This window comes from Candidatus Methylarchaceae archaeon HK02M2 (genome assembly GCA_024256165.1).
Taxonomy (GTDB): Archaea; Thermoproteota; Nitrososphaeria; order Nitrososphaerales; family JACAEJ01; genus HK02M2.
In genome coordinates this window covers 1-19,903 of the sequence record JAKLZG010000025.1, presented here as the reverse complement: position 1 = coordinate 19,903, position 19,903 = coordinate 1, and the positions used below count along the sequence as shown (strand labels likewise).

Annotated in this window: 23 protein-coding genes and 1 tRNA gene; 17 read left to right on the top strand and 7 right to left on the bottom strand. The window is 36.0% G+C overall.

From position 1 onward, the window contains the following. Positions 1-9 precede the first annotated feature (9 nt). From L6N96_02025 to L6N96_02000, 6 genes are all read left to right on the top strand, one after another. Positions 10-396 carry a 30S ribosomal protein S8e gene (locus L6N96_02025; protein ID MCP8322941.1) on the top strand — a complete coding sequence of 129 codons (387 nt, stop codon included), beginning with the start codon at positions 10-12 and terminating at the stop codon, positions 394-396. 77 nt (positions 397-473) lie between these two features. Then, positions 474-770, top strand: a complete 297-nt coding sequence (locus L6N96_02020; GenBank protein MCP8322940.1) for a hypothetical protein — start codon at positions 474-476, stop codon at positions 768-770. Positions 771-902: 132 nt separating this feature from the next. Further along, positions 903-1,154 (top strand): Gar1/Naf1 family protein, encoded by a 252-nt coding sequence (locus L6N96_02015; protein MCP8322939.1) that lies wholly within the window; start codon positions 903-905, stop codon positions 1,152-1,154. Beyond that, positions 1,141-2,121 carry a transcription factor IIB gene (locus L6N96_02010; GenBank protein ID MCP8322938.1) on the top strand — a complete coding sequence of 327 codons (981 nt, stop codon included), beginning with the start codon at positions 1,141-1,143 and terminating at the stop codon, positions 2,119-2,121. The genes L6N96_02015 and L6N96_02010 overlap by 14 nt, the downstream gene beginning before the upstream one ends. Before the next feature lie 29 nt (positions 2,122-2,150). Continuing rightward, entirely contained in the window at positions 2,151-2,531 is a 381-nt protein-coding gene (locus L6N96_02005; GenBank protein MCP8322937.1) for a transcriptional regulator, read from the top strand. A gap of 26 nt (positions 2,532-2,557) precedes the next feature. Next, on the top strand, positions 2,558-3,151 hold the full coding sequence (locus L6N96_02000) for an RlmE family RNA methyltransferase (protein ID MCP8322936.1): 594 nt from the start codon (positions 2,558-2,560) through the stop codon (positions 3,149-3,151). A gap of 100 nt (positions 3,152-3,251) precedes the next feature. Here L6N96_02000 and L6N96_01995 read toward each other — a convergent pair whose 3' ends face one another. Next, positions 3,252-4,415 (bottom strand): tRNA (guanine(10)-N(2))-dimethyltransferase, encoded by a 1,164-nt coding sequence (locus tag L6N96_01995; GenBank protein MCP8322935.1) that lies wholly within the window; start codon positions 4,413-4,415, stop codon positions 3,252-3,254. A gap of 354 nt (positions 4,416-4,769) precedes the next feature. On the opposite strand from L6N96_01995, the gene L6N96_01990 reads away from it, so the two are divergent. After that, positions 4,770-5,354, top strand: coding sequence for an NTPase (locus L6N96_01990; GenBank protein MCP8322934.1), 585 nt, complete (start codon positions 4,770-4,772; stop codon positions 5,352-5,354). After that, complete coding sequence (rnhB, locus tag L6N96_01985) at positions 5,335-5,985, top strand: ribonuclease HII (protein MCP8322933.1); 651 nt, start codon at positions 5,335-5,337, stop codon at positions 5,983-5,985. Before L6N96_01990 ends, rnhB begins: the two co-directional genes overlap by 20 nt. 118 nt (positions 5,986-6,103) lie before the next feature. On the opposite strand, the gene L6N96_01980 is transcribed toward rnhB, so the two are convergent. The 3 genes from L6N96_01980 to L6N96_01970 form a co-directional block, all read right to left on the bottom strand. After that, positions 6,104-6,367: a GYD domain-containing protein gene (locus tag L6N96_01980; GenBank protein MCP8322932.1), complete on the bottom strand. Its 264-nt coding sequence runs from the start codon at positions 6,365-6,367 to the stop codon at positions 6,104-6,106. Between the two features lie 251 nt (positions 6,368-6,618). Continuing rightward, a complete protein-coding gene (locus L6N96_01975) occupies positions 6,619-7,299 on the bottom strand; it encodes a fibrillarin-like rRNA/tRNA 2'-O-methyltransferase (protein MCP8322931.1) in 681 nt (226 codons plus the stop codon). Beyond that, positions 7,283-8,524 carry a hypothetical protein gene (locus L6N96_01970; GenBank protein MCP8322930.1) on the bottom strand — a complete coding sequence of 414 codons (1,242 nt, stop codon included), beginning with the start codon at positions 8,522-8,524 and terminating at the stop codon, positions 7,283-7,285. Before L6N96_01970 ends, L6N96_01975 begins: the two co-directional genes overlap by 17 nt. Before the next feature lie 146 nt (positions 8,525-8,670). Between L6N96_01970 and L6N96_01965 the strand changes: the two genes are divergently transcribed. Beyond that, positions 8,671-9,300: a PHP domain-containing protein gene (locus L6N96_01965; protein ID MCP8322929.1), complete on the top strand. Its 630-nt coding sequence runs from the start codon at positions 8,671-8,673 to the stop codon at positions 9,298-9,300. 56 nt (positions 9,301-9,356) lie between these two features. On the opposite strand, the gene L6N96_01960 is transcribed toward L6N96_01965, so the two are convergent. Continuing rightward, positions 9,357-10,427, bottom strand: a complete 1,071-nt coding sequence (locus L6N96_01960) for a hypothetical protein (protein MCP8322928.1) — start codon at positions 10,425-10,427, stop codon at positions 9,357-9,359. A gap of 202 nt (positions 10,428-10,629) precedes the next feature. On the opposite strand from L6N96_01960, the gene L6N96_01955 reads away from it, so the two are divergent. The 3 genes from L6N96_01955 (at position 10,630) to L6N96_01945 (ending at position 15,078) form a co-directional block, all read left to right on the top strand. Next, entirely contained in the window at positions 10,630-11,964 is a 1,335-nt protein-coding gene (locus L6N96_01955; protein MCP8322927.1) for a tRNA (N(6)-L-threonylcarbamoyladenosine(37)-C(2))-methylthiotransferase, read from the top strand. 229 nt (positions 11,965-12,193) lie between these two features. Next, entirely contained in the window at positions 12,194-13,654 is a 1,461-nt protein-coding gene (locus L6N96_01950) for an RtcB family protein (GenBank protein ID MCP8322926.1), read from the top strand. An 89-nt stretch (positions 13,655-13,743) separates the two neighbouring features. Further along, positions 13,744-15,078, top strand: coding sequence for a hypothetical protein (locus L6N96_01945; protein MCP8322925.1), 1,335 nt, complete (start codon positions 13,744-13,746; stop codon positions 15,076-15,078). Positions 15,079-15,120: 42 nt separating this feature from the next. Here the strand turns inward: L6N96_01945 and endA are convergent, their stop codons facing one another. Together endA and L6N96_01935 are read right to left on the bottom strand one after the other, a co-directional pair. Beyond that, positions 15,121-15,660: a tRNA-intron lyase gene (endA, locus tag L6N96_01940; GenBank protein ID MCP8322924.1), complete on the bottom strand. Its 540-nt coding sequence runs from the start codon at positions 15,658-15,660 to the stop codon at positions 15,121-15,123. A 56-nt stretch (positions 15,661-15,716) separates the two neighbouring features. Further along, the gene (locus L6N96_01935; GenBank protein ID MCP8322923.1) at positions 15,717-16,565 is read right to left on the bottom strand and encodes an inositol-3-phosphate synthase; all 849 of its coding nucleotides are present in this window, start codon (positions 16,563-16,565) and stop codon (positions 15,717-15,719) included. Between the two features lie 495 nt (positions 16,566-17,060). Here L6N96_01935 and L6N96_01930 point away from each other — a divergent pair, with 495 nt between their 5' ends. From L6N96_01930 to L6N96_01910, 5 genes are all read left to right on the top strand, one after another. Next, entirely contained in the window at positions 17,061-17,633 is a 573-nt protein-coding gene (locus L6N96_01930) for a hypothetical protein (protein MCP8322922.1), read from the top strand. Positions 17,634-17,796: 163 nt separating this feature from the next. Then, positions 17,797-18,285, top strand: a complete 489-nt coding sequence (locus tag L6N96_01925; GenBank protein ID MCP8322921.1) for a hypothetical protein — start codon at positions 17,797-17,799, stop codon at positions 18,283-18,285. A 62-nt stretch (positions 18,286-18,347) separates the two neighbouring features. Further along, entirely contained in the window at positions 18,348-18,881 is a 534-nt protein-coding gene (locus L6N96_01920; protein MCP8322920.1) for an S-methyl-5-thioribose-1-phosphate isomerase, read from the top strand. Positions 18,882-19,216: 335 nt separating this feature from the next. Further along, positions 19,217-19,291, top strand: a tRNA-Arg gene (locus L6N96_01915). Positions 19,292-19,444: 153 nt separating this feature from the next. Further along, a partial coding sequence (locus L6N96_01910; GenBank protein ID MCP8322919.1) for a hypothetical protein occupies positions 19,445-19,903 on the top strand: 459 nt, incomplete at its 3' end.

The window sequence follows — 19,903 nt, the reverse complement described above, 5'->3', positions numbered from 1 at the left end:
GGTGAGATATTGCCAATTAGACCAATCGAAAACTTAGCTAAGCGCAAGCCAACAGGTGGTAAAAGAACTGCCTATAGGGGGAGGAGAACATATGAGATTAAGAGATACCCAGCTGAAACTACTTTAGGAGATGATCAAGTAGTTAAAAAAAGAGTACGAGGAAACAATATAAAATTATTTCTTAGGAGAACCTCATATGCAAATGTACTCGATCCTTCTACAAAAAAGGTTAAGAAGATGAAGATCATCAAAGTAGTCGAGAACTTGGCTAATAGAGACTATGACCGACGTGGCGTAATTACTAAGGGCGCCGTAATTGAAACAGAGTTTGGTAAGGCAAAAGTTATTTCAAGACCTGGGCAAGAAAGTATAGTCAACGCCATTTTGATAAAATGATCTTAATATTTCTAATTCTCGTTTTAAGAGTTACATAAACTTTTTCTGGGCGTATTTCTAAATTTGTGTGAACTCAATTGAAGGATCATGACTTGCTTGTGATGTGGCTAGATTATTTCAACTCAAGCTTAAAAAGATCGGAAGGAAGAAAAGTTCCCCTGAATATTTCGATCAAGAACCCAACTTTAGATGAACTTGTAAAAGCTGCGAAAATCACGGGATATGAACCTGAGCCCTTTGTAGCATCTTACCCAAAAAGAAGTTTGACCCCTTCTGGTTATATATCTATCAAGAAGGTTAAGCCAAAATCTATCGCTTTAAAAGCAATCTCTAAGGCTTTGACCAAAGTTAGAGGTGAAGAATATAAAAGATAAATTATCTTAGGCTAAATAAGCATAATTATGATGATCCATTTATCTGATTTAATATTTGTAAAAAAAGGTAGAAAAATGATTAATTATGCTCATCAATTAGTTTAAAAGCAAGGAAGTCATTAGATTTATAAATTGGAAGAAGTTGGCAATGTTATCCTTCTGGCAAAAAGTGGTCGTGTGATTATTAAAGTAGATCGATGGATAAAACCGGGAACAGTTTTATTCGATTCTAGTGGAAAAAAATTAGCGAAGGTAACGGAACTTATTGGACCGGTAAAATCTCCTTATGTAACTGCAATTCCTCTAACTAAAAATGTAAAGAGAATAGCTGGTAATAAAGTTATGATCAATATGAAACGAGGCATGAGAATTGCAGGAAAGTAGTGATTCTCGAAGAAAATGCCCTATTTGTAGTAAATCACTCATTGGGGATTATGATAGGGGTGAGCTTATCTGTTCAGCTTGCGGGTTCGTAGTAGAAGATCGTAATGAGTATCAAGGACCAGAATGGAAAGCGATTGATCCAGAGGAAAAAGAAAGAAAGGTCAGAGTTGGATCACCTAGAACTCTCTCACTTCATGATGATGGACTAACAACCGTAATAGGAACTGGTTTTAAAGATTCACATGGAACATCCTTAAGCCCTTATATGCGCGTGAGTGTTAAGAAGATGAAGAAATGGCAGAGAAGGATAAGAACCGCCTCTTCAGAGGAGAGAAGTCTATCCATCGTTCTTTCTAAGATAAACGAAATCTCAAAAAATCTCAACTTGCCTAAAACAGTTATCGAGACAGCGGCACATACCTATAGGATCTTAGCAAAGAAAAAGGTCGCGAAGAGCAGATCCGTAATGGGTATGGCAGGAGCATCTATATATTTAGCTTGCAGAAAATGTAAAGTTAGTCGTTCATTAAAGGAAGTTGGGAGGGCCACAGGTGCAGATAAGAGGACTATCGCGAAATACTATAGACTTGTACTTAAAGAAACTGAAAAAAATTATGTTCCCCCTTTATCTATTGGGAAATATATCTCTAAACTTGTGAACATCATAAAGATAGATCCAAAAGTGGAGAGGTTAGCTATCAAACTTATGTCGGATACATCCAACTCAAAAATTTTTGATGGTAAAGCGCCTGCAGGTCTAGCTGCATCTTTTGTATATATCTCTTCTGTACTATCGGGGGCTCATGTTCCTCAGAGGGAGATAGCTGAGGCAGCAGAAGTGACAGAGGTTACAATTAGGAATAGAAGCCGAGAGATCCTCAACAACTTTATAATAAAACAACACCTTAAAGTTATCCCAAAGAGTATGTTTGCTCATAGTTACCATGAGAGTTTAAATTTTGGTTAATATTATATTATAATGGGGTATATTAAATAATGGAAGAAGAGCACCTCGACCTAACAACGAAAGTCTATAAGCTAATAATTGAACATGGAAAGGAGGGTATATTACAAAGTACTCTCTGGAAGGAACTTGGGCTTACGAGTAGGGATGGATCAAGGCTGGCTATAAGACTCGAAAAGAGGAGTATAATAAAAAGAGAGAAAGTCTTGGATGATGGAAGATGGACATATCTTTTAATCCCAATAAGGTTACCAGTTCAGATAAAATCTATAGAGCAATCTCCTTGCATTGTCTGCCCCGATGAAGAAAAATGTTCTCTAGATGGTACATTGAGTCCTTACAAATGTCGAAAGCTTGAGAACTGGATATTACAAGAGTATGATGAAAAGCAGAATAGCGCAGAAGATGCTTAGTATAATAATATTAAGAAAGATTATTGATGAAGCTAGATCAAGCTAAAAGAGATATTTATAGAAGAATGGCGAAAAGAGAAGGCTATCGAAGTAGGTCAGCCTTCAAGCTTATTCAACTAGACACAAAATATAAGATCCTTAAAAGTAATAACGTAGTCGTAGATTTCGGTTGTGCACCAGGTGGATGGTTACAATACATATCTGAAGTCATTGGAACTAAAGGCTTCGCTCTTGGAATAGATTTGAAACAAGTAAAGTCTATCGCGAAAAACGTAATAACTTTAATTGCCGATGTAAGAGATTCAGATATTGAAAATAAAATTGTAAGTAGATTACCAAAGAAGGCAGATGTAGTCACATCCGATTTATCACAGAGTTTATCTGGAATATGGGAGCTCGATGTTACAAGGCAGATTGATTTGACTTCAAGGGTTGTTGAACTCTTTCCGTCAATAATTGAGAAAAGGGGAACTGCCATTCTAAAAATCTTTCAAGGAGGACAATCTGATATTTTATTGAATCAGCTCAAGAAGGATTTTCAATCAGTGATTATCGTGAAGCCTCCAGCCAGCAGGTCTCAAAGTAGTGAAGTGTATTTATTGTGTAGAGGTTATACTTGATAGGTCTATAACTACAAAGAACTTGACTTTGTGTTCAACCCTATTATGTATCATTATTAAACTTTAATCGTTCGTAGTTTCTTTTATGTTAAATAAGTTACTATCTACCTGATAACTTTCTAATTTCTTCTACAACTAATGACGATGGTGCATCTGTCTTAATACCTTTAGGATTGATAACAGTTCTTGTTGCTTTGAAACCCCTAGCTTTTATTGAGTCAATTATTTTATTTAAGCTTGGTGTGATAACTTGTAGAGTATCAGATATTTTATCAGATATATAATATGTAGGAGGCATTTTTGTCTCATCTATGGCCATCTTAATCATGTTTGTATACCTTGTATTTAGATCAAGGCCCAAATTTAATAAATCCGATAAGAACTTATGATCATGAATATCTTTTAACCAGAGTGGTCCAGCAATTTTTATTTTCTTTCCACATTCTTCACAGTTATCACGAAAAGTTAAGTCTGCCCTTCTATTCCCACAATTAAAACAATGAAGTATGTATCCTAGACTTTCCATTGATTTATCGGCATAACTTGCACCTGAAGATAAGAGAACATAGATGCGAAGATAATGCCTTGTGCTATGCGAAAAAACAGGATGGATACCTATATTCAACCTCATGGCTGAATGTGCTAATGCACCTAATAATAGCCTGATTCCTATCTCATGGCAATACTCTGTTCTAAGTGAATAGCCGAAGTACTTTCTAGCAGCAACTTTTGGGTACATGCCACATAATACAGCTGTATCTGTTGCGGTTATGGAAACCATACCTCCATCTCGAACTGCCCTTATAGAACAATCTAAAAAGGGAGCAGGAGAACCGAAGGGATCGATATCTACTATTTCGAATCTTTCTTTAGGAGCGGAGTGTTTTATTAAAAAATGGCATGCATCCAATACAGAAAATGAACATTTGTCATATATACCATTAATCTTGGCAGATGCTTTTGCATATTCTATAGCTATGGGGTTGAGATCGTTTATGAAAACTTTATCAACTTCAGGGGCTTCAAAAGCTACTCTGATTCCCCTAGCTCCTAAACTTGCCAACGAATCTGCCATTTTAATATACTTTGAAAACTTTCTTGTTAAGCCTCTGTAGATGATCACTGATAAATCTCTATTTAACTTTGCATGAGTGTTATAAAATGCAGGCATCTTATGTAAGAACTTAGATTCGACATTAACTTTTGGCACTAAAAGGAGAGTCTTGCCTTCTAATATCTTAACTGATTGATCGAAAATACACAAAAACTTCACTCCAGAAGAAAAACCATAATAAAACACTTATTTTAACTTAATAGAATCCAGAGTATAATTTATACCTATGTTTATGTTAAATACTTCTCAAAGAGAAATATTTTTTATTTTTATAATATGCTTTGAAAACATTCTTTATATATGATTCATTATTCGATAGGGTCTTCTTTGAGTCCTTTATTCTCATCGAAATAGTTTAGAAATTTTATGCTCTGTATCTTTTACTAATTATCTGATTGCTGAGGCATTTTACAATAGTCCTAAGAAAATAAAGGTATTGGTTCATTCTTTAGAGTTACTTAACATATTAACTTAAATTATATTTAAAAATATAGTAATTTCTATATGAAAAATTCGAAACAAAACACAAAAGTTTGGCTCATAACAGGTAAGCCAGGAATTGGCAAAACAACAGTTCTTATGAAGACAATCCATATCATAAGGGTGAATGGATATGCGATAGGTGGCATGTTGAGTAGAGAGGTTAGAATTAAAGGAGAAAGAACAGGCTTCGAAATAATCGATGTTGCATCAGGAAGAAAAGGATTATTGGCTTCTATAAAGTCCAAAACAGGACCTAAGCTTGGTAAATACCGAGTGAATCTTATAGATTTGGTTGAAATAGGAGTTGAAGGGCTGTTAAATGCTATCGATTTCTGTGATGTAATTGTATGCGACGAGATAGGACCTATGGAGCTTTTTAGCCCTGACTTCAGACGTGCCGTTAAAACTATAATACAAAGTGGAAAACCCATTTTTGGTGTAATACATAAGCGTTTTAATGAGCCATTTATCCAAGAATTAAAGTCAGAACCTTTTGTTGAAGTGATAGAAGTTACATTAGAGAATAGAGCGAAACTACCTGAAATATTGGCTGAAAGAATATTATCAATGATCAGAAGTGAATTCAATGCAAATAAAAACATGTAAGATAGCTGGTGTAGATGATTCAGGTAGGGGCTCTGTCTTAGGCCCTTTAGTTATTGCGGGGGTGTGCATAGACAAGAATGACTTGAAACAATTGATCGAGATAGGCGTAAAAGACTCCAAGTTGTTATCCTCATATAAAAGAGCCAAACTCTACTATCAGATCATAGATGTAGTTGATGATGTTTCTTTAATCAAACTTACTCCTGAGCAAATAGATATGTATGTTTTGAAAGGTAAGAAGTATAAGAAGTTAAATTATCTTGAGGCTATCTCTATGGCAAAGGTAATACAATCATTAGATGCTGATATCGCATATGTTGATGCATCCGATGTAAATGTTGAGAGATTTAAGCAAAATATTTTAAAATATTTAAAAAAGAAGATAGATTTAGTTTCAGTTCATAATGCTGATAGAATTTTCCCTATAGTATCTGCTGCCTCTATTATAGCAAAAGTGAACCGAGATCATGATATATCCGAATTGGCTGAAAAGTTTGGATCCATTGGTAGCGGCTATCCATCTGATCATCAAACTCAGGATTTTTTAAAAAATTGGTTAAAAGAGTATAGAGATCCACCTCCATTTGCCAGAAGATCATGGAAAACTATAAGGAAGCTTCTTAATAGATAGTTAAGTTAACCAATAATCCACTAATTAACAAAGATATTGAGATGACATATAACTATGATTGATTCTTTAGATTTTTTTATTTTACTCTAATAACTTTAAACATAAAAAAAGGGAGAGTTTATTTTAGGAGTTTCAGTGTCTCTTCATATGGCACCGCAGCCATGGTTTGAGTTTCACAGAACTCAGCCCAGGGTACAGCCCATTTCATGGCTTCCTTTTCGTTGGGTGCTTCAAAGGTTATGACGAAGTCATATTGACCTAGAGTGCTGAACACACTATGATACTTTATACCTGGAGGAGGGCTTTTACAAGACTTCTGTGTAGCTTCTATGAAAGCCGGCGTTATCTTAGTCTTCATCTTCATGAGAGCAATAAAGAACATATCTATCTCCAGAATCTATTGTAAATGATCTAACTTATAATGATTATGAAACTAGAAAAATGCAGTTCCTCATGCTCACCTATCGCATAACAATTACTGGTTATGTAATAATTTTCATACAACGATTAGTCTTTGGAGCAAGAGAAGAGGCACCACAACCGACGGAATAGAAGGCGGAAGATGACAGAAATCGTAAATTAAAATGCATCTAATATAGTTTAATAATTTGAATTAAATAGTAATTTGATGATTCATACAAACATAGTATGTATGAGTATGTGGTCTTTATCGAAGGGATCTAAAGGAATAATTTGTTTTACTTTAAATCCTGCTCTTCTCAACTTTTTTTCCTCTTCTTTGAAAACTTGAGAAGGCTTTTTAATCACATTTATGCTTCTTGATTTGATTACTAAAAGAAGGTCACCTCCTTTCTTTAAAAAATGCTTACAATTTGATATGGCTATGTCTGTCTGATCTGGCTGGGCGATATCACAATATACCACATCAATATTTCCAAATAACGAATAATAGTTACCATATTTTCTCGCATCTTCGATTATAGGTATCATATTTTTACGATATTTCACACATTTGTCTAATAAATCCCTTGCCACCCTTGGAGAGATCTCTACACAAAAAATAACACCATTCTCTCCTAATATATCGGAGATATGGCTAGCAGTAGTTCCCGTTGATGCACCTAGGTAAAGAACTTTGCTACCTTCTTGAAAGGGTAGAGTCTTGAGTCCTTTTATTATCGAAGCTGCTAGTTTACTCCTAAATGGGTCCCATAATCTATATTCAATATCCTCTTTAACTATGAGCTTTTCATTATAAACTTGCACCCCTGGAAATAGATTGACCGTGGCTATTCTCTTTTCACCATTTATTATCAACCAATGAACACTATCTATTCTATTCTCTCTTTCCACCTTTCTTCCCTCTTCTTTTCTTTTCTTTTCTAGTCTTCTTCCTTCTCGTTTTTTTCTTTAATTGTTCGGGAATCTCTCTCACTTTCTTTTTTGGCGGCTCACGATATTTCCTTTCTATCTCATCTAACCTGATCTGCAGTCTTTCTTCTATACCCTTGTCTACTCTGCCTCTGAAAGCATCTATTCTTGCTGCGATAGCTATCTTTGTTGCTATTGAGCGGGCAATCTTGCCTCTCTGCCATTTTGGAGCTGAATGAATAGCTTTATGTTGAAATATGATACCATGTTTTGGAGGTCTTGTATTAGTGCGCAAAGCCCTAAAGAGCGCCTTCTCAGCACCAAGCACTTGTATTGTGCTAGCAGGAAGCATGGCTAATTTCTTTAAACCTCCGATTTTTGCTATCAGTCTAGCACCTATATTTGCACCTACTACAGCTGTTATGTTAGGTGCTACATTACCCATGTTTTTTTCAATATAACTTGTAAACTTATCCTTTAGCGAATCTAGTCTTATCACTTCCTTAGCTACATCTGAAATCCTCTTCAATTCCTCTTTACGGATTTCTCCTCCCTTAGAAATTTCAGCTGAGATCGATATGGACTCTGCTTTCTCTATAGAAAATCCCAACTTTACAAGCTCTTCTTTTTTAATATTCTCCCTACCACCAAATTTACTGATTACTTTTACATATGCCGTGGAGTTTTCAAAAAATGAAATAAGCTCGGGGAAGTGTAAACCATACCACTCCTTTACTCTAGAGAATAATGTGTTCTTTGTTTTATCTATCTCATCTAATGCTTGTATAGCTTCTATTATGTGGAGATCGGGCTTTGCTGAAACTTTTCGTAATTTAAATTCAGATAATGCAATCGCAAAATTCCTGATTTTATCCTTTGCATCATCTTTAGAGCTAGCTAATCCCGATTTTACCATTAAACTAATCTTCTTGAACATGAGTTCATCTATAAGTTCGTTAGATGCATCTTCTATTTGAAAACCTTCTTTACTCAATGATCTTCCTAATTCGCTTTCTACTACAATTAGAGCATCGATATTTTTTATAGAATTCAATAAGTCCATTAGTCCCGAGGGCAACTCCCCTCTTTTTAGCTTCTCATAACTATCTATTTGAGCGCTTTTTGGATATTTCCAGGTCGAAACGATCTCAAGATTCTCATCTAAAACTATCGACCCGACTTCACATATATATAATATGCCCTTCATTCGGTTTTGCTATCTCCAAGATAGATTTAATTAACTTAATATAAATGGATATCATAAAAAATTTTTGAATATGTATATAAATTAAACTTGCAAAATAATCTTACTTATTTGATTGAAATGGCTCATTTATAATATTAGTGATCTAAATGAAAATAGATTTCCATGTTCACACAGAATGGTCCCATGATGCATTTGGTAATTTGTTTGAAATTAGTAAATGGGCAAGGTTCAAAGGTATAGATGTAGTTGTTGTCACAGATCATGGGAGGGTTACCCTTAGTAGACCTGAAGTTATCAATTCTGTAAAGTTCATCCCTGGAATCGAAATTAATACCATTTATGGACATGTCTTAGGAATTGATATTCAAGATACCCTGAACATAAAATTTATGAGAGAAAACCCAATCGATGCCATACATGAAACTGGGGGCATAAGTGTACTTGCCCATCCCTTCGATATACATCATGGAAAAATACCAAGGAGATCGATGAAAATTGATGCAATTGAAGTTTTAAATGCTTCAGTTCTACTGTTCAAATTCAACTATAGGCAGTCAAGGGCTTATGCAAAGATGCTAGGTCTTCCTGTGACAGCAGGCAGTGATTCACATATGCCATTAACAGTTGGAGATGCTTTTGTAGAAGTTGAAGGTTCTGACTTTAATGATGCGATAAGATCTATAATTAAAGGTAAAGGAAGGGTTTACGGTAAACCTACTTCTATCATGAATAAAGTGAAATTAAATCTATTACGTTTAACAAAATCTAAATTGTGAATTCTGAGTTAAATTCGATTAAGTAAACGATATTGCTAGTTAAGTTAATTTGTGAACTAAGTAGGGCATTCATTTAGATTATATATGTTTGGTAATTTGACATTTATACTGGTATCTAAATCATCGTCTCTTTCTAGATTATAAAGAATATTAGCGATGGGATCGTAATCATCGAACTTTGTATTTCTTAAACCTGAAGCTAATAAGATCGCTGTTGACCCATGTCCACTACTCTCGCTTATTCCATATTGTATCTCAATAGAATCATTTCCGAAGAACGATCCCAAAGAACTTATCGAAGTAGATGTCTCTTCTGTGGATATTTTTTTGTCGCCCATAAGATATAGAATAGCCCTGCTTGATTGGTTTGGTTCAGCAATCTGACTTACCGATTGAGCTGCTCTTGAAACACACTCTCCTGTTTCTACGAACGATTCATAAACACTTAAAATAGCATAACCTTCTTCTTTGATAATATTTATGAACTTATTCAAACCAATGCCTACCTCTCCCACTTTTGGAGGATTTATGAGTTTATTGAAGGCAGTTGAAATCTTTTTATTAATGAACGTAAACACATCTAACATAGACTTTTTTGGAACTTTTTCTCGTAAAGATTCATTGTCGATGATTATCACTGCATCCGATAATTTCCTCATTTGTCTCAGAGCTAACCCCGCGTAGAAGTGCTTATGCTTCTCAAACTTAAATGGCATGGCTACTATACTAACCACTGTTGCCTCTATATCTTTGGCTATTTTTGCAAAAAAAGGGGATAACCCTGATCCTACATTACCACCTAAGCCTGATATGATGAATACATACTTGAAGCCAACTAATATGTTTTTTATTTGTTCGATATAATCCATTGCCATGCCTCTGATCGCTAAAGGCAATCTTATTGAGTTAGAATCTTTTGAAATTAGCATTTTCTCTCCTATGGGAGAATAGCATAAGTCTTGTTCATCTGAGCTTACGTATACAAATTTTTCAAAGGGGATGGTAGAACGATGAAGATGGGAAAGAATGCAGCAGCCAGCGCTTCCTATTCCTAAAGCAACTATCCCTGACCCATTTGAACAACCTTTTACCGATTTTAATAACGAATAAGAGCGAGTAAATTTCAAATTGATCGCACACCATCCCTTAGTCAACTTTCAAATTAATTTTAGTATGGTTAAAATATTAAACCATCAGACAAATTGTCTTAACCATTTAAAATTGAAAGGTTAAAATGTTCTCCCAGTCTATTAAGTTACTATAAGTTAATGGATACTCTTAAAAATATTTAAAAGGCTTTTCAATATCTTTTAATGAGATTTATTCTAGATGAATGAGGAAATTTCAGAAGAGGCAGTCCAAGAATTAAAAGAATCATCTCCATTCAGTAAAAATTTCTTTATAAAAACCTTCGGTTGCCCTGCGAATAAGTCTGATACAGAAATTATGATTGGGCTTCTTAGAAAAGCAGGTTACTCTTTAACGGAAATGGAAAAGGCAGAATATGTCTTAGTAAATACTTGTGGGGTAAAGCAACCCACAGAAGATAGAGTTATCTCAACTTTAAAGCAACTCGCTTCATTAAATAAAAAGTTGATTATATCTGGTTGCCTGCCAAAAATAAATTTTAAAAGGATCGTAAATACTGTTCCAAGTTTTTCGGCGATATTGGATCCAAGATCTATTCATCTAATCGTTGATATATTGGAAAAAATCGATCAAGAACGAAATATAGTAGTCTTCTCAGATGAACCTCCAATTAAACCCTCATTACCAAAACATCTTATCAACCCAATAATAGGTATCATTCAGATATCTGAGGGCTGCACTATGGCATGCACTTATTGTTGTACAAGATTAGCGAGAGGTTCGGTCTACTGTTATCCAGATTATGAGATAGTGAAAGAAGTTAATCGTTTGATAGATAAAGGATGTAAAGAGATATGGATCACTTCTCAAGACAACGGTGTTTATAATTTTAAGGGGTATGAACTTCCAGATATTCTTAGAGGAATATGTAAAATTGATAAGGATTTCTTTGTCAGAGTCGGAATGATGAATCCCATACATGTAAAAGGAATATTGAGGGGTTTGATCGAGTCTTATCTTGATAAAAAAATCTACAAATTTCTGCATATTCCTATACAATCAGCAAGTTTAAGAATATTGGGGCTTATGAAGAGAGGATACTCCCCGAATACTGTAAGCAAGATGATTGACGAATTCCTGGAATATTTTCCTTCTCTGACTCTATCAATTGATGTAATCGTCGGCTTTCCTACAGAAGATACTGTAGACTTTGATGAAACAATTAAGTTCGTTCAGACGATTAGACCCGATATAGTAAATATCTCAAAGTTTGGGTCACGTCCTGGAACAAAAGCTTCAAAATTTAAACAGTTGAACTACAGTTTAGTTAATAGAAGATGTAAACAATTAGTTCAAATAGTAAGAGACATATCTTACAAAAAAAATTTAAAATGGTTGGGCTGGTCTGGTAAATGCTTGATCGATGAGAAGGGAAAAAAGGATGGGACATGGATAGGAAGAAATTTCGCTTATAAACCTATAGTTGTAAAGAGTGAGCAAAACATATTTGGTGAATTTTTAAATGTCGAAATAGTCGAGGCGAAGAGTACTTATCTATTGGGTAAAATTATCTGAATTATCTAAACCTATCACATATAAAGTTGCAAAGGTGTGAGCTTTCATAATAGAGTTGAACAATCTCCCTATGTTTTCTCTAATTTATATTTTTACAGCTTGATCAAGCTATTAGAAAATTTAGCATAAATATTCTAATTGTTAATTGTACTAATTTTGTATATAGAAAGACTTATAATTTTAAAAATAACTTAAAATAATTAACAATTTTTTCTGGTGGAATAATATCGTGGCTCTACAATTTCGCTATCCAATCAAAAAGATCAATGACGTAGAATATAGTATCGGAACCGATGCAAAAGATGGTATGAGAGTACCCGTAACTATCTTTGCAGATGAGACTCTTCTAACCAAAATGCTTACAGATAGGACGATCGATCAAGCTGTGAACGTGAGTTACCTTCCAGGGATTTATAAGCATGTTATAGTTTTGCCAGACGGTCATGAAGGATATGGTTTCCCAATAGGGGGTGTTGCTGCTACGGATCTTGAAACAGGTGTTGTTTCACCTGGTGGTGTTGGTTATGATATCAACTGTGGAGTTCGCCTGATCCAGACAAATCTGACAGAGAAAGAAGTCCGACCTAACCTTGGAAAATTATTGAGAGAATTATCCAAAGCCATTCCCTCGGGTCTTGGAAGTCGTGGTCAAATCCGGTTGAGTGTCAGTCAATTAGATAAAGTACTCACTGATGGTGTGAAGTGGGCTATCTCAAATGGTTATGGATGGGACGAGGATGCTGAGTTCTGTGAAGAGAATGGTACGATGGAGAATGCTGATCCAAATAAAGTATCATCGAGGGCCAAGTCGAGAGGGCTATCCCAATTAGGTAGTCTAGGTTCTGGTAATCATTTTGTCGAAATACAGTTAGTGGATAATATATTCAATGAGGATGCTGCAAAAAGATTCGGTTTGCTACAAATTGGGCAAGTCGTTATATTAGTCCATACAGGTTCAAGAGGTTTTGGTCACCAAGTATGTAGCGATCATCTAAAGGTTATGGAAAACGCTGTACGTAAGTACAATATCTACCTTCCTGACAGAGAGCTTGCATGCGCTCCAAATAAATCAAAAGAAGCTGAAGATTATATGAAGGCCATGGCAACAGCGTTAAATTACGCTTGGTGTAATCGACAAATGATTACTCACTGGACTAGAAATGTTTTCGAGAAGGTTTTTAAGATGCCAGAGAAAGATATTGGAATGAAGCTTGTATACGATGTAGCTCATAATATAGCCAAGATTGAGGAGCACTCCTTTGATGGATCGAAGAAGAAATTTGTTGTACATAGAAAAGGCGCAACCAGAGCTTTCCCATCAGGGAGTTCTACTATACCTCGTGCTTATAGAGATGTAGGTCAACCTGTACTCTTACCAGGATCTATGGGTACAGCTAGCTGGGCTCTCCTTGGCACTTCCAGAGCTATGGAGGTGAGCTTCGGCTCAACTGCTCACGGTGCTGGAAGAATGATGTCAAGAGCAAAAGCGATAAGGACATATCCTGCAAATGAGATTAAAAGGAGACTAAAGAAAAGGGGAATCCTCGTTGAAGCAGCCAGCTGGAAAGGTGTTGCTGAAGAGGCGCCAGGAGCCTATAAAGACGTAGACTCAGTAGCAGAAGTCTCCCATGAAGTAGGAATAGCGACCAAAGTGGCAAGGCTTATACCTATGGGTGTTGTAAAAGGGTAACTTAACCTTTATCGAGAAAATAGTACTTCGTACATAACCTTTTAATGAGAAAATATTTAACCTAGTCTATTCTAATTTGAATAGATTTTATGCATAAAAGGAAATCCCCATCAGACTTGATTATAGATGATGAGATAGAGCTATACAAAAATATCTTTAATAATGGTGGCATACCAAAGATACCATGGTCTTCTAACAACGTACCTATGAACCTACCCGATGAAATCTATATCACGGATACTACTTTCAGGGATGGTCAACAAGCTAGAGAGCCCTATACTGTAGATCAGATGGTAAATCTTTTCGACCTTTTACATAAACTTGGAGGTCCAAAAGGCATCATACGATGGAGTGAATTTTTTCCTTATACGAAAAGGGATAGAGAAGCGATTGAGAGGGTTAGGGAAAGAGGTTACGACTTTCCCAAAGTTACAGGTTGGATGAGGGCGAAAAAGAGCGATCTCCAGTTGATAAAGAGTATGGGTTTTGAAGAGACCGGAGTACTTGCTTCTATCTCTGATTACCACATCCTATACAAGTTCGGTCTTAGCCGAAGCCAAGTTGTAGAGAAGTACCTTGAAATATGTAAAGAAGCCCTTAAATCCGGTATCTCCGTACGTTGTCACTTAGAGGATGCTACAAGGGCCGATTTTTATGGTACAGTTGTTCCCTTTGTAAAGCAACTTATACGCCTTGAAGAAAAGTACAAACTCCCTGTCAAAGTACGTATCAGTGATACCTTAGGTATTGGTCTACCTTACCCTGGAGCAGATCTCCCAAGGGGTATTCCAAAAATGGTCTATGGGTTAATTAACGATGCTGGATTACCTCATGAAAGATTAGAATTCCATGGACATAACGATTTCCATAAAGGAGTGGTGAATGCAACTAGTGCTTGGATGTATGGCTGTACATATGTTAACTGTACATTGCTATCGATTGGTGAAAGGGCTGGAAACACACCTCTTGAGGCGATGGTGATGGAATATATACAATTAAAGGGCACTGATAATGGAATGGATACAAAAGTAATAAGCGAAATAGCAGATTTTTATGAAAGTATAGGGTACGATATCCCTTCTTATTACCCTCTTGTAGGAAAGAATTTTACTGTAACACGTGCTGGAATCCATGCTGATGGAATTCTTAAAGATCCAGAGATATACCTTCCTTTTAATACAGAGAAAATTTTGAACCAACCACCAACAATTGCTATAACGCCCTACTCTGGAGCGGCAGGCATAACTTTTTGGATTAATCAATACTTTAAATTAAATGGAAACAAAAGGATAAACAAAAATGATCAAAAGGTGAAGAAAATCTGTGAATGGGTCGAAAAGAAGTATGCAAAAGGCAGGATGACCGCTATTTCGAATAAGGAGATGGAAGAACAGGTCGAAAAATATTTTTCTGAATTATGCTGAAATATTTTAGTAATAAGTAAAGATGCTTTTCAGAATATAGAACTAATCTTGGTAAGGTCTCCAGATCCGAATCTTATAATATATAACCTCTCCACGTCTTTCTATTACGGCTATAACCGCTTCTTTTCCCATTATTTTTATCTGGTTCACAATCTCATTTAGCTCTTTTATAGGCGTTTTTGTGCCTTCATTTAAACCACAGGCAACATATTTTGCTGATTTATTTCCATATTCGCCTCTATCGTAAACTCTAAAATCAAACCCGAATCCAAACCCTTCACGAACTACATATCCCCGACTCCTCAAATCTCTATAAATTAAAAAGCGGGTCCAGGCACTCGAGTCCTTAGATATAGCATAATCCACCAGCTTATTGACAGACATTTCTTTTTTTCCTTCAAATATTTTTATCATATCATTGTATAGCAGAAATATAGTTTCATAATCTTTTAACACGAATTTTCCATCTACCCTCTCTCCATAGCCTCTATTTTCTAATTCTTCAATAGCTATCTTATCGTCTATTATGACGCCTTTTTTTGATAAGTGCCCAGTTAATATGCAAGGTAATTCTTCTACCAAAATACATCAACAATAGATATATTCTATTTAATTGAAATTCCTTTGTTCAATAGTAATTATCGAAGCCTTTTACTATTAATGAATTCCTCAACCCAATGCTTTGCTACTGAAGCTGGAGCATGAATTGGTGGGTGTTTAAATGCCCAAGCACTAATGCTATTCAGAGGACCACCAATACCCCTATCTAAAGCAAGCTTCACACCTCTTATTACATCCATGACCACACCTGCTGAGTTCGGTGCATCCCACACAGATAATTTTAGATTGATCGCAAGAGGACTATCGCCAAAGTATCTTCCTTTAACATAGATATAGCATATCTTTTGATTATGGAGAAAAGGTATGTAATCACTGGGACCTATTTTAACTGGAAAATTATAGGGTACCATAGCTTTGACTGCAGAAGTCTTGCTGATTTCTTTAGAATGGAGTCGTTCACGCTCTAACATATTGAGGAAATCAGCGTCACCACCAACGTTCAATTGATAAGATTCATCAATTACTACTCCTCTCTCATTTAAGAGATTCACGAGTGTTTTATGGAGTACTGTGGCACCAAGCTGGCTTTGGATATCGTCCCCCGCAACTGGAACACCTTTCTCTTCGAATCGAATAGCCCATTCAGGGTCTGAAGCTATGAATACAGGCATACAATTAACGAAAGCACAACTCGATTTCAGAGTTTGTTCAGCGTACCAATGTGTGGCTTTCTCAGAACCTACTGGTAAGTAATTAATTAACATATCAGCATTTGTATCCTTTAAGACTTGTGCTACATCAATAGGTTCTTTTTCAGCAATGATCGAAACTTCTTTAAGATATTTACCAAATCCATCCATAACTGGGCCTTTTGACACCGTCACATCAAGCTTGGGTACATTTGCAAAATGCCTTGTATCATTCATCCCTGAAAATATGGCTTCAGAGAGGTCTTTGCCAACTTTCGTAGCATCTATGTCAAAAGCAGCTACAAATTCAATATCACTAATCTTGTAACCACCGAGGGTTAGAAAAGATAGTCCAGGTATTTTATCATTATCTAGGCTACTGTAGTAATGCGCACCTTGAACTAGAGCTGAAGCGCAGTTTCCTACACCAGCGATGGCGACCTTTATTTTACTTAATATTTAAACCCCCCTTTGAGTATTAAACACAAATTGAATAATTTTGCTGCTTTTGAAATTAGTTAGAAATAAATCTTTCCTTAGGATCCATTTTTCATACTTAAACAAACTTAGTAAACGCCTAATAGTTGGTTCTTTTTATTCCTTCCTTAGAGAACTTCTTGTTTTGATTTTAGGAAATCAATGACTAGTTTTGTAATCATTCTCTAATTTTTATTTATAAATTACAATTTTTATTTTGCTGATCTGGGGGGAAGGGCAATAGTTGATCAAGAGATGACGTTGGAGGGGTATTCGTACCGGACCAGCTCCCGTTTTGGTAGCCGCGTCAAAGTGTTAGTAAATGACATGAGGGTCTCGGTAATTGGTCCACGAGTGGGAGTTCCTACATATCGCCTGTTCATAGCCATACAGGTGGTTCTCCTCGGGCTAATAGTGCCGTCTCTTTTGGCGGCGGTAATACTTTGGGACTGGTGGTACTTAGTTCTCACGCTAGCTTTGCTGGGTGCTCATATCTTATTTGGTGGGATCGGGGCAGCTTCCTTCTGGGAGATAGCTAATATGGGGGGTCATAAAATTACCTCGTTCTCAATAAGCGCGGTCAAGCGTGTGAAGATCGGTCATGGCTGGGCCAGGAACGGCTTGTGGATAGTCATCCTGCCATACGTCTCCCAAATCAACAAAGTGTCGGAAGATCACGTCGTGTCATTCGAGGCGCCTGATGGGGTTAAGTCCAGAGACTCAGTTTATGCGATCTACTTCTGGGACGAGCATGACGCAGGCACTCTGGCGAGGCTACTTGAAGGCGGGGAGTCTGCGGCACAAAAGTCCGAAGAGGGTACGCTCTAAAATTTAAAAGCTTCCTATGTATCAACCCCTCCTCAATAGTGTTGAGAGACAGATTTAGAATTTTACCAGATCTAACTGTTATGCTTATTATATTGTCATTTAGGTATCATTTTTAAGCCCTAAATCTTTCTTTATTTATTATGGGAGGTCAAAGGGAGTAAAAATGGTCTGGAGTGGATATTCTAAAAGGACAATAAGTTGGAAAGACGAAAGCATAGTCTTAATCGATCAAAGGAAGTTGCCTAATAAATTAGAATTTATAGAGTGCAATGATTATCCTCAGATAGTAGAAGCCATTAAAAATATGGCTGTGAGAGGAGCGCCTGCTATAGGAGTGGCTGCTGCTATGGCACTTGGATTGGCTGCCCAAAAATCGAAGGCGAAAACAAAAGAGGACTTGATCAAAGAGCTTGAAGTTGTAGCAAGAAATCTTAAAGCGACACGTCCAACAGGAGTGAACTTATTTTGGATGGTTAAAAGGGTCATTGAAAAAGCGAAATCAATCGAAGGTGAGCTAGAAGATGTGAAAGTATCTGTGAAAGATGAAGCTCTACAAATTTCAGAAGAAGATGTGGAAATAAACCATGCGATAGGTAGAAACGGTATTACAATCCTTGAAGAAGGAGATGTAGTGCTAACCCACTGTAAATGACTTAGTTTTCAATAAGTCAGCAGAGTGCGGGTTCACTTGCAACAGTATGTTATGGTACAGCTTTGGGGGTAATTCGGGCGGCATGGGAGCGAGGAAGATGCGTACAGGTTATAGCTACAGAGACGAGACCTGCATTCCAAGGAGCAAGGCTAACATGCTTTGAACTTAAGAACGATAACATACCTGTGACTCTGATAACTGACTCTATGGTAGGTTATGTGATGCAAAAAGGACTAATTGATAAAATAATAGTTGGTGCTGATAGGATAACAAAGTCTGGTTATACCTTTAACAAGATAGGGACATACCAGATATCGGCACTTGCTCAGATTCATAAAGTTCCCTTTTATATAGCTGCACCAATCTCAACGTTTGATCAAACTACTGAGTATGAAGATGTAATCGTTGAGGAGAGAAGAGTAGAAGAAGTTGTTAAGATAAACGAAAAGAGGATAGCACCTAAGGGTATAAAGGTGCTGAACCCTGCCTTCGATATGACGCCACCAGAGTTTATTACTGGAATAATAACGGATAAGGGATTATTGCTACCACCATATGAAGAATCTATCAAAAGTATCTTTAATATAAAATCATAATTTAAACCGAAGTTAAATAGGATGTGGATTCGTATTTTACTATAGATGAGACGCAGAGAATATCTAATAGGGAAAGCCATTTATGATTGAACTTTTTAATTATGTCAGGACCAACTATTAAATAATTAGAGATTGTCCAAATTAATATTCTTATCATATTTGCACCTAATCAACTATAGATGCCCGTGGACTTTTCAGTGATGTTTCTTCAATATAAACTATCAGATATAGTTGTTTTACTCAAGCATTTCTTTTTATATAATTCCTTAACTTATCCACCAATAAAGAAGCATGTTCTGAACATTATTAAACATCGAGTATTGTAGTCAATAACTGGGGCTATAGCCTAGCATGGATAAGGCGTCAGCCTTCGGAGCTGACGATCGTGGGTTCAAATCCCACTAGCCCCACTCGCCGCAATTTAACTTCTATAACCTTTATATCAAGTAATTTAAATCGTATTTAAATAAGGGAATATAGCTACAAAATTTGATTTATTTTTATTTCGATTTATTTTTATTGCTATAGACTCTATAGCATTTTTATTATAGAGTAGCAATTTTATGAATAAAATTACAAAAATAGCAGATGAAACAATTCCATTATATTTGGATGGTCATTCACTCGGATACATCCAAGCATACATGAATCCTGAACAGATTGATATGAAGAAAATATATTTTATGAGCTTACCTATTGAACTATTCACATCATTCATTAAGGGAGAAATCCAGCCAAATGAATTTGAAGTTATCTCTCGATCTGATAAAAAAATAACGTACAAAGTCAATAACGAGAAGATCGCAATACCTGATAGTTTCATTGAATTTGTTCAAAGATTAGGTGAATCGGGCAATGCTTTTGACCAGTTATTAGAATTTGGGTTTATGGACACTTTTACTCATAAAATTATAAAGAGTAAGAGTGAAACCAAGCCCCTAAAACAAATTATATTGAAGGAAAAGGACAGAGAAAGGCTAAAAATCATAGATCAAATTAAGGAACATATTCCCAATAGTAAA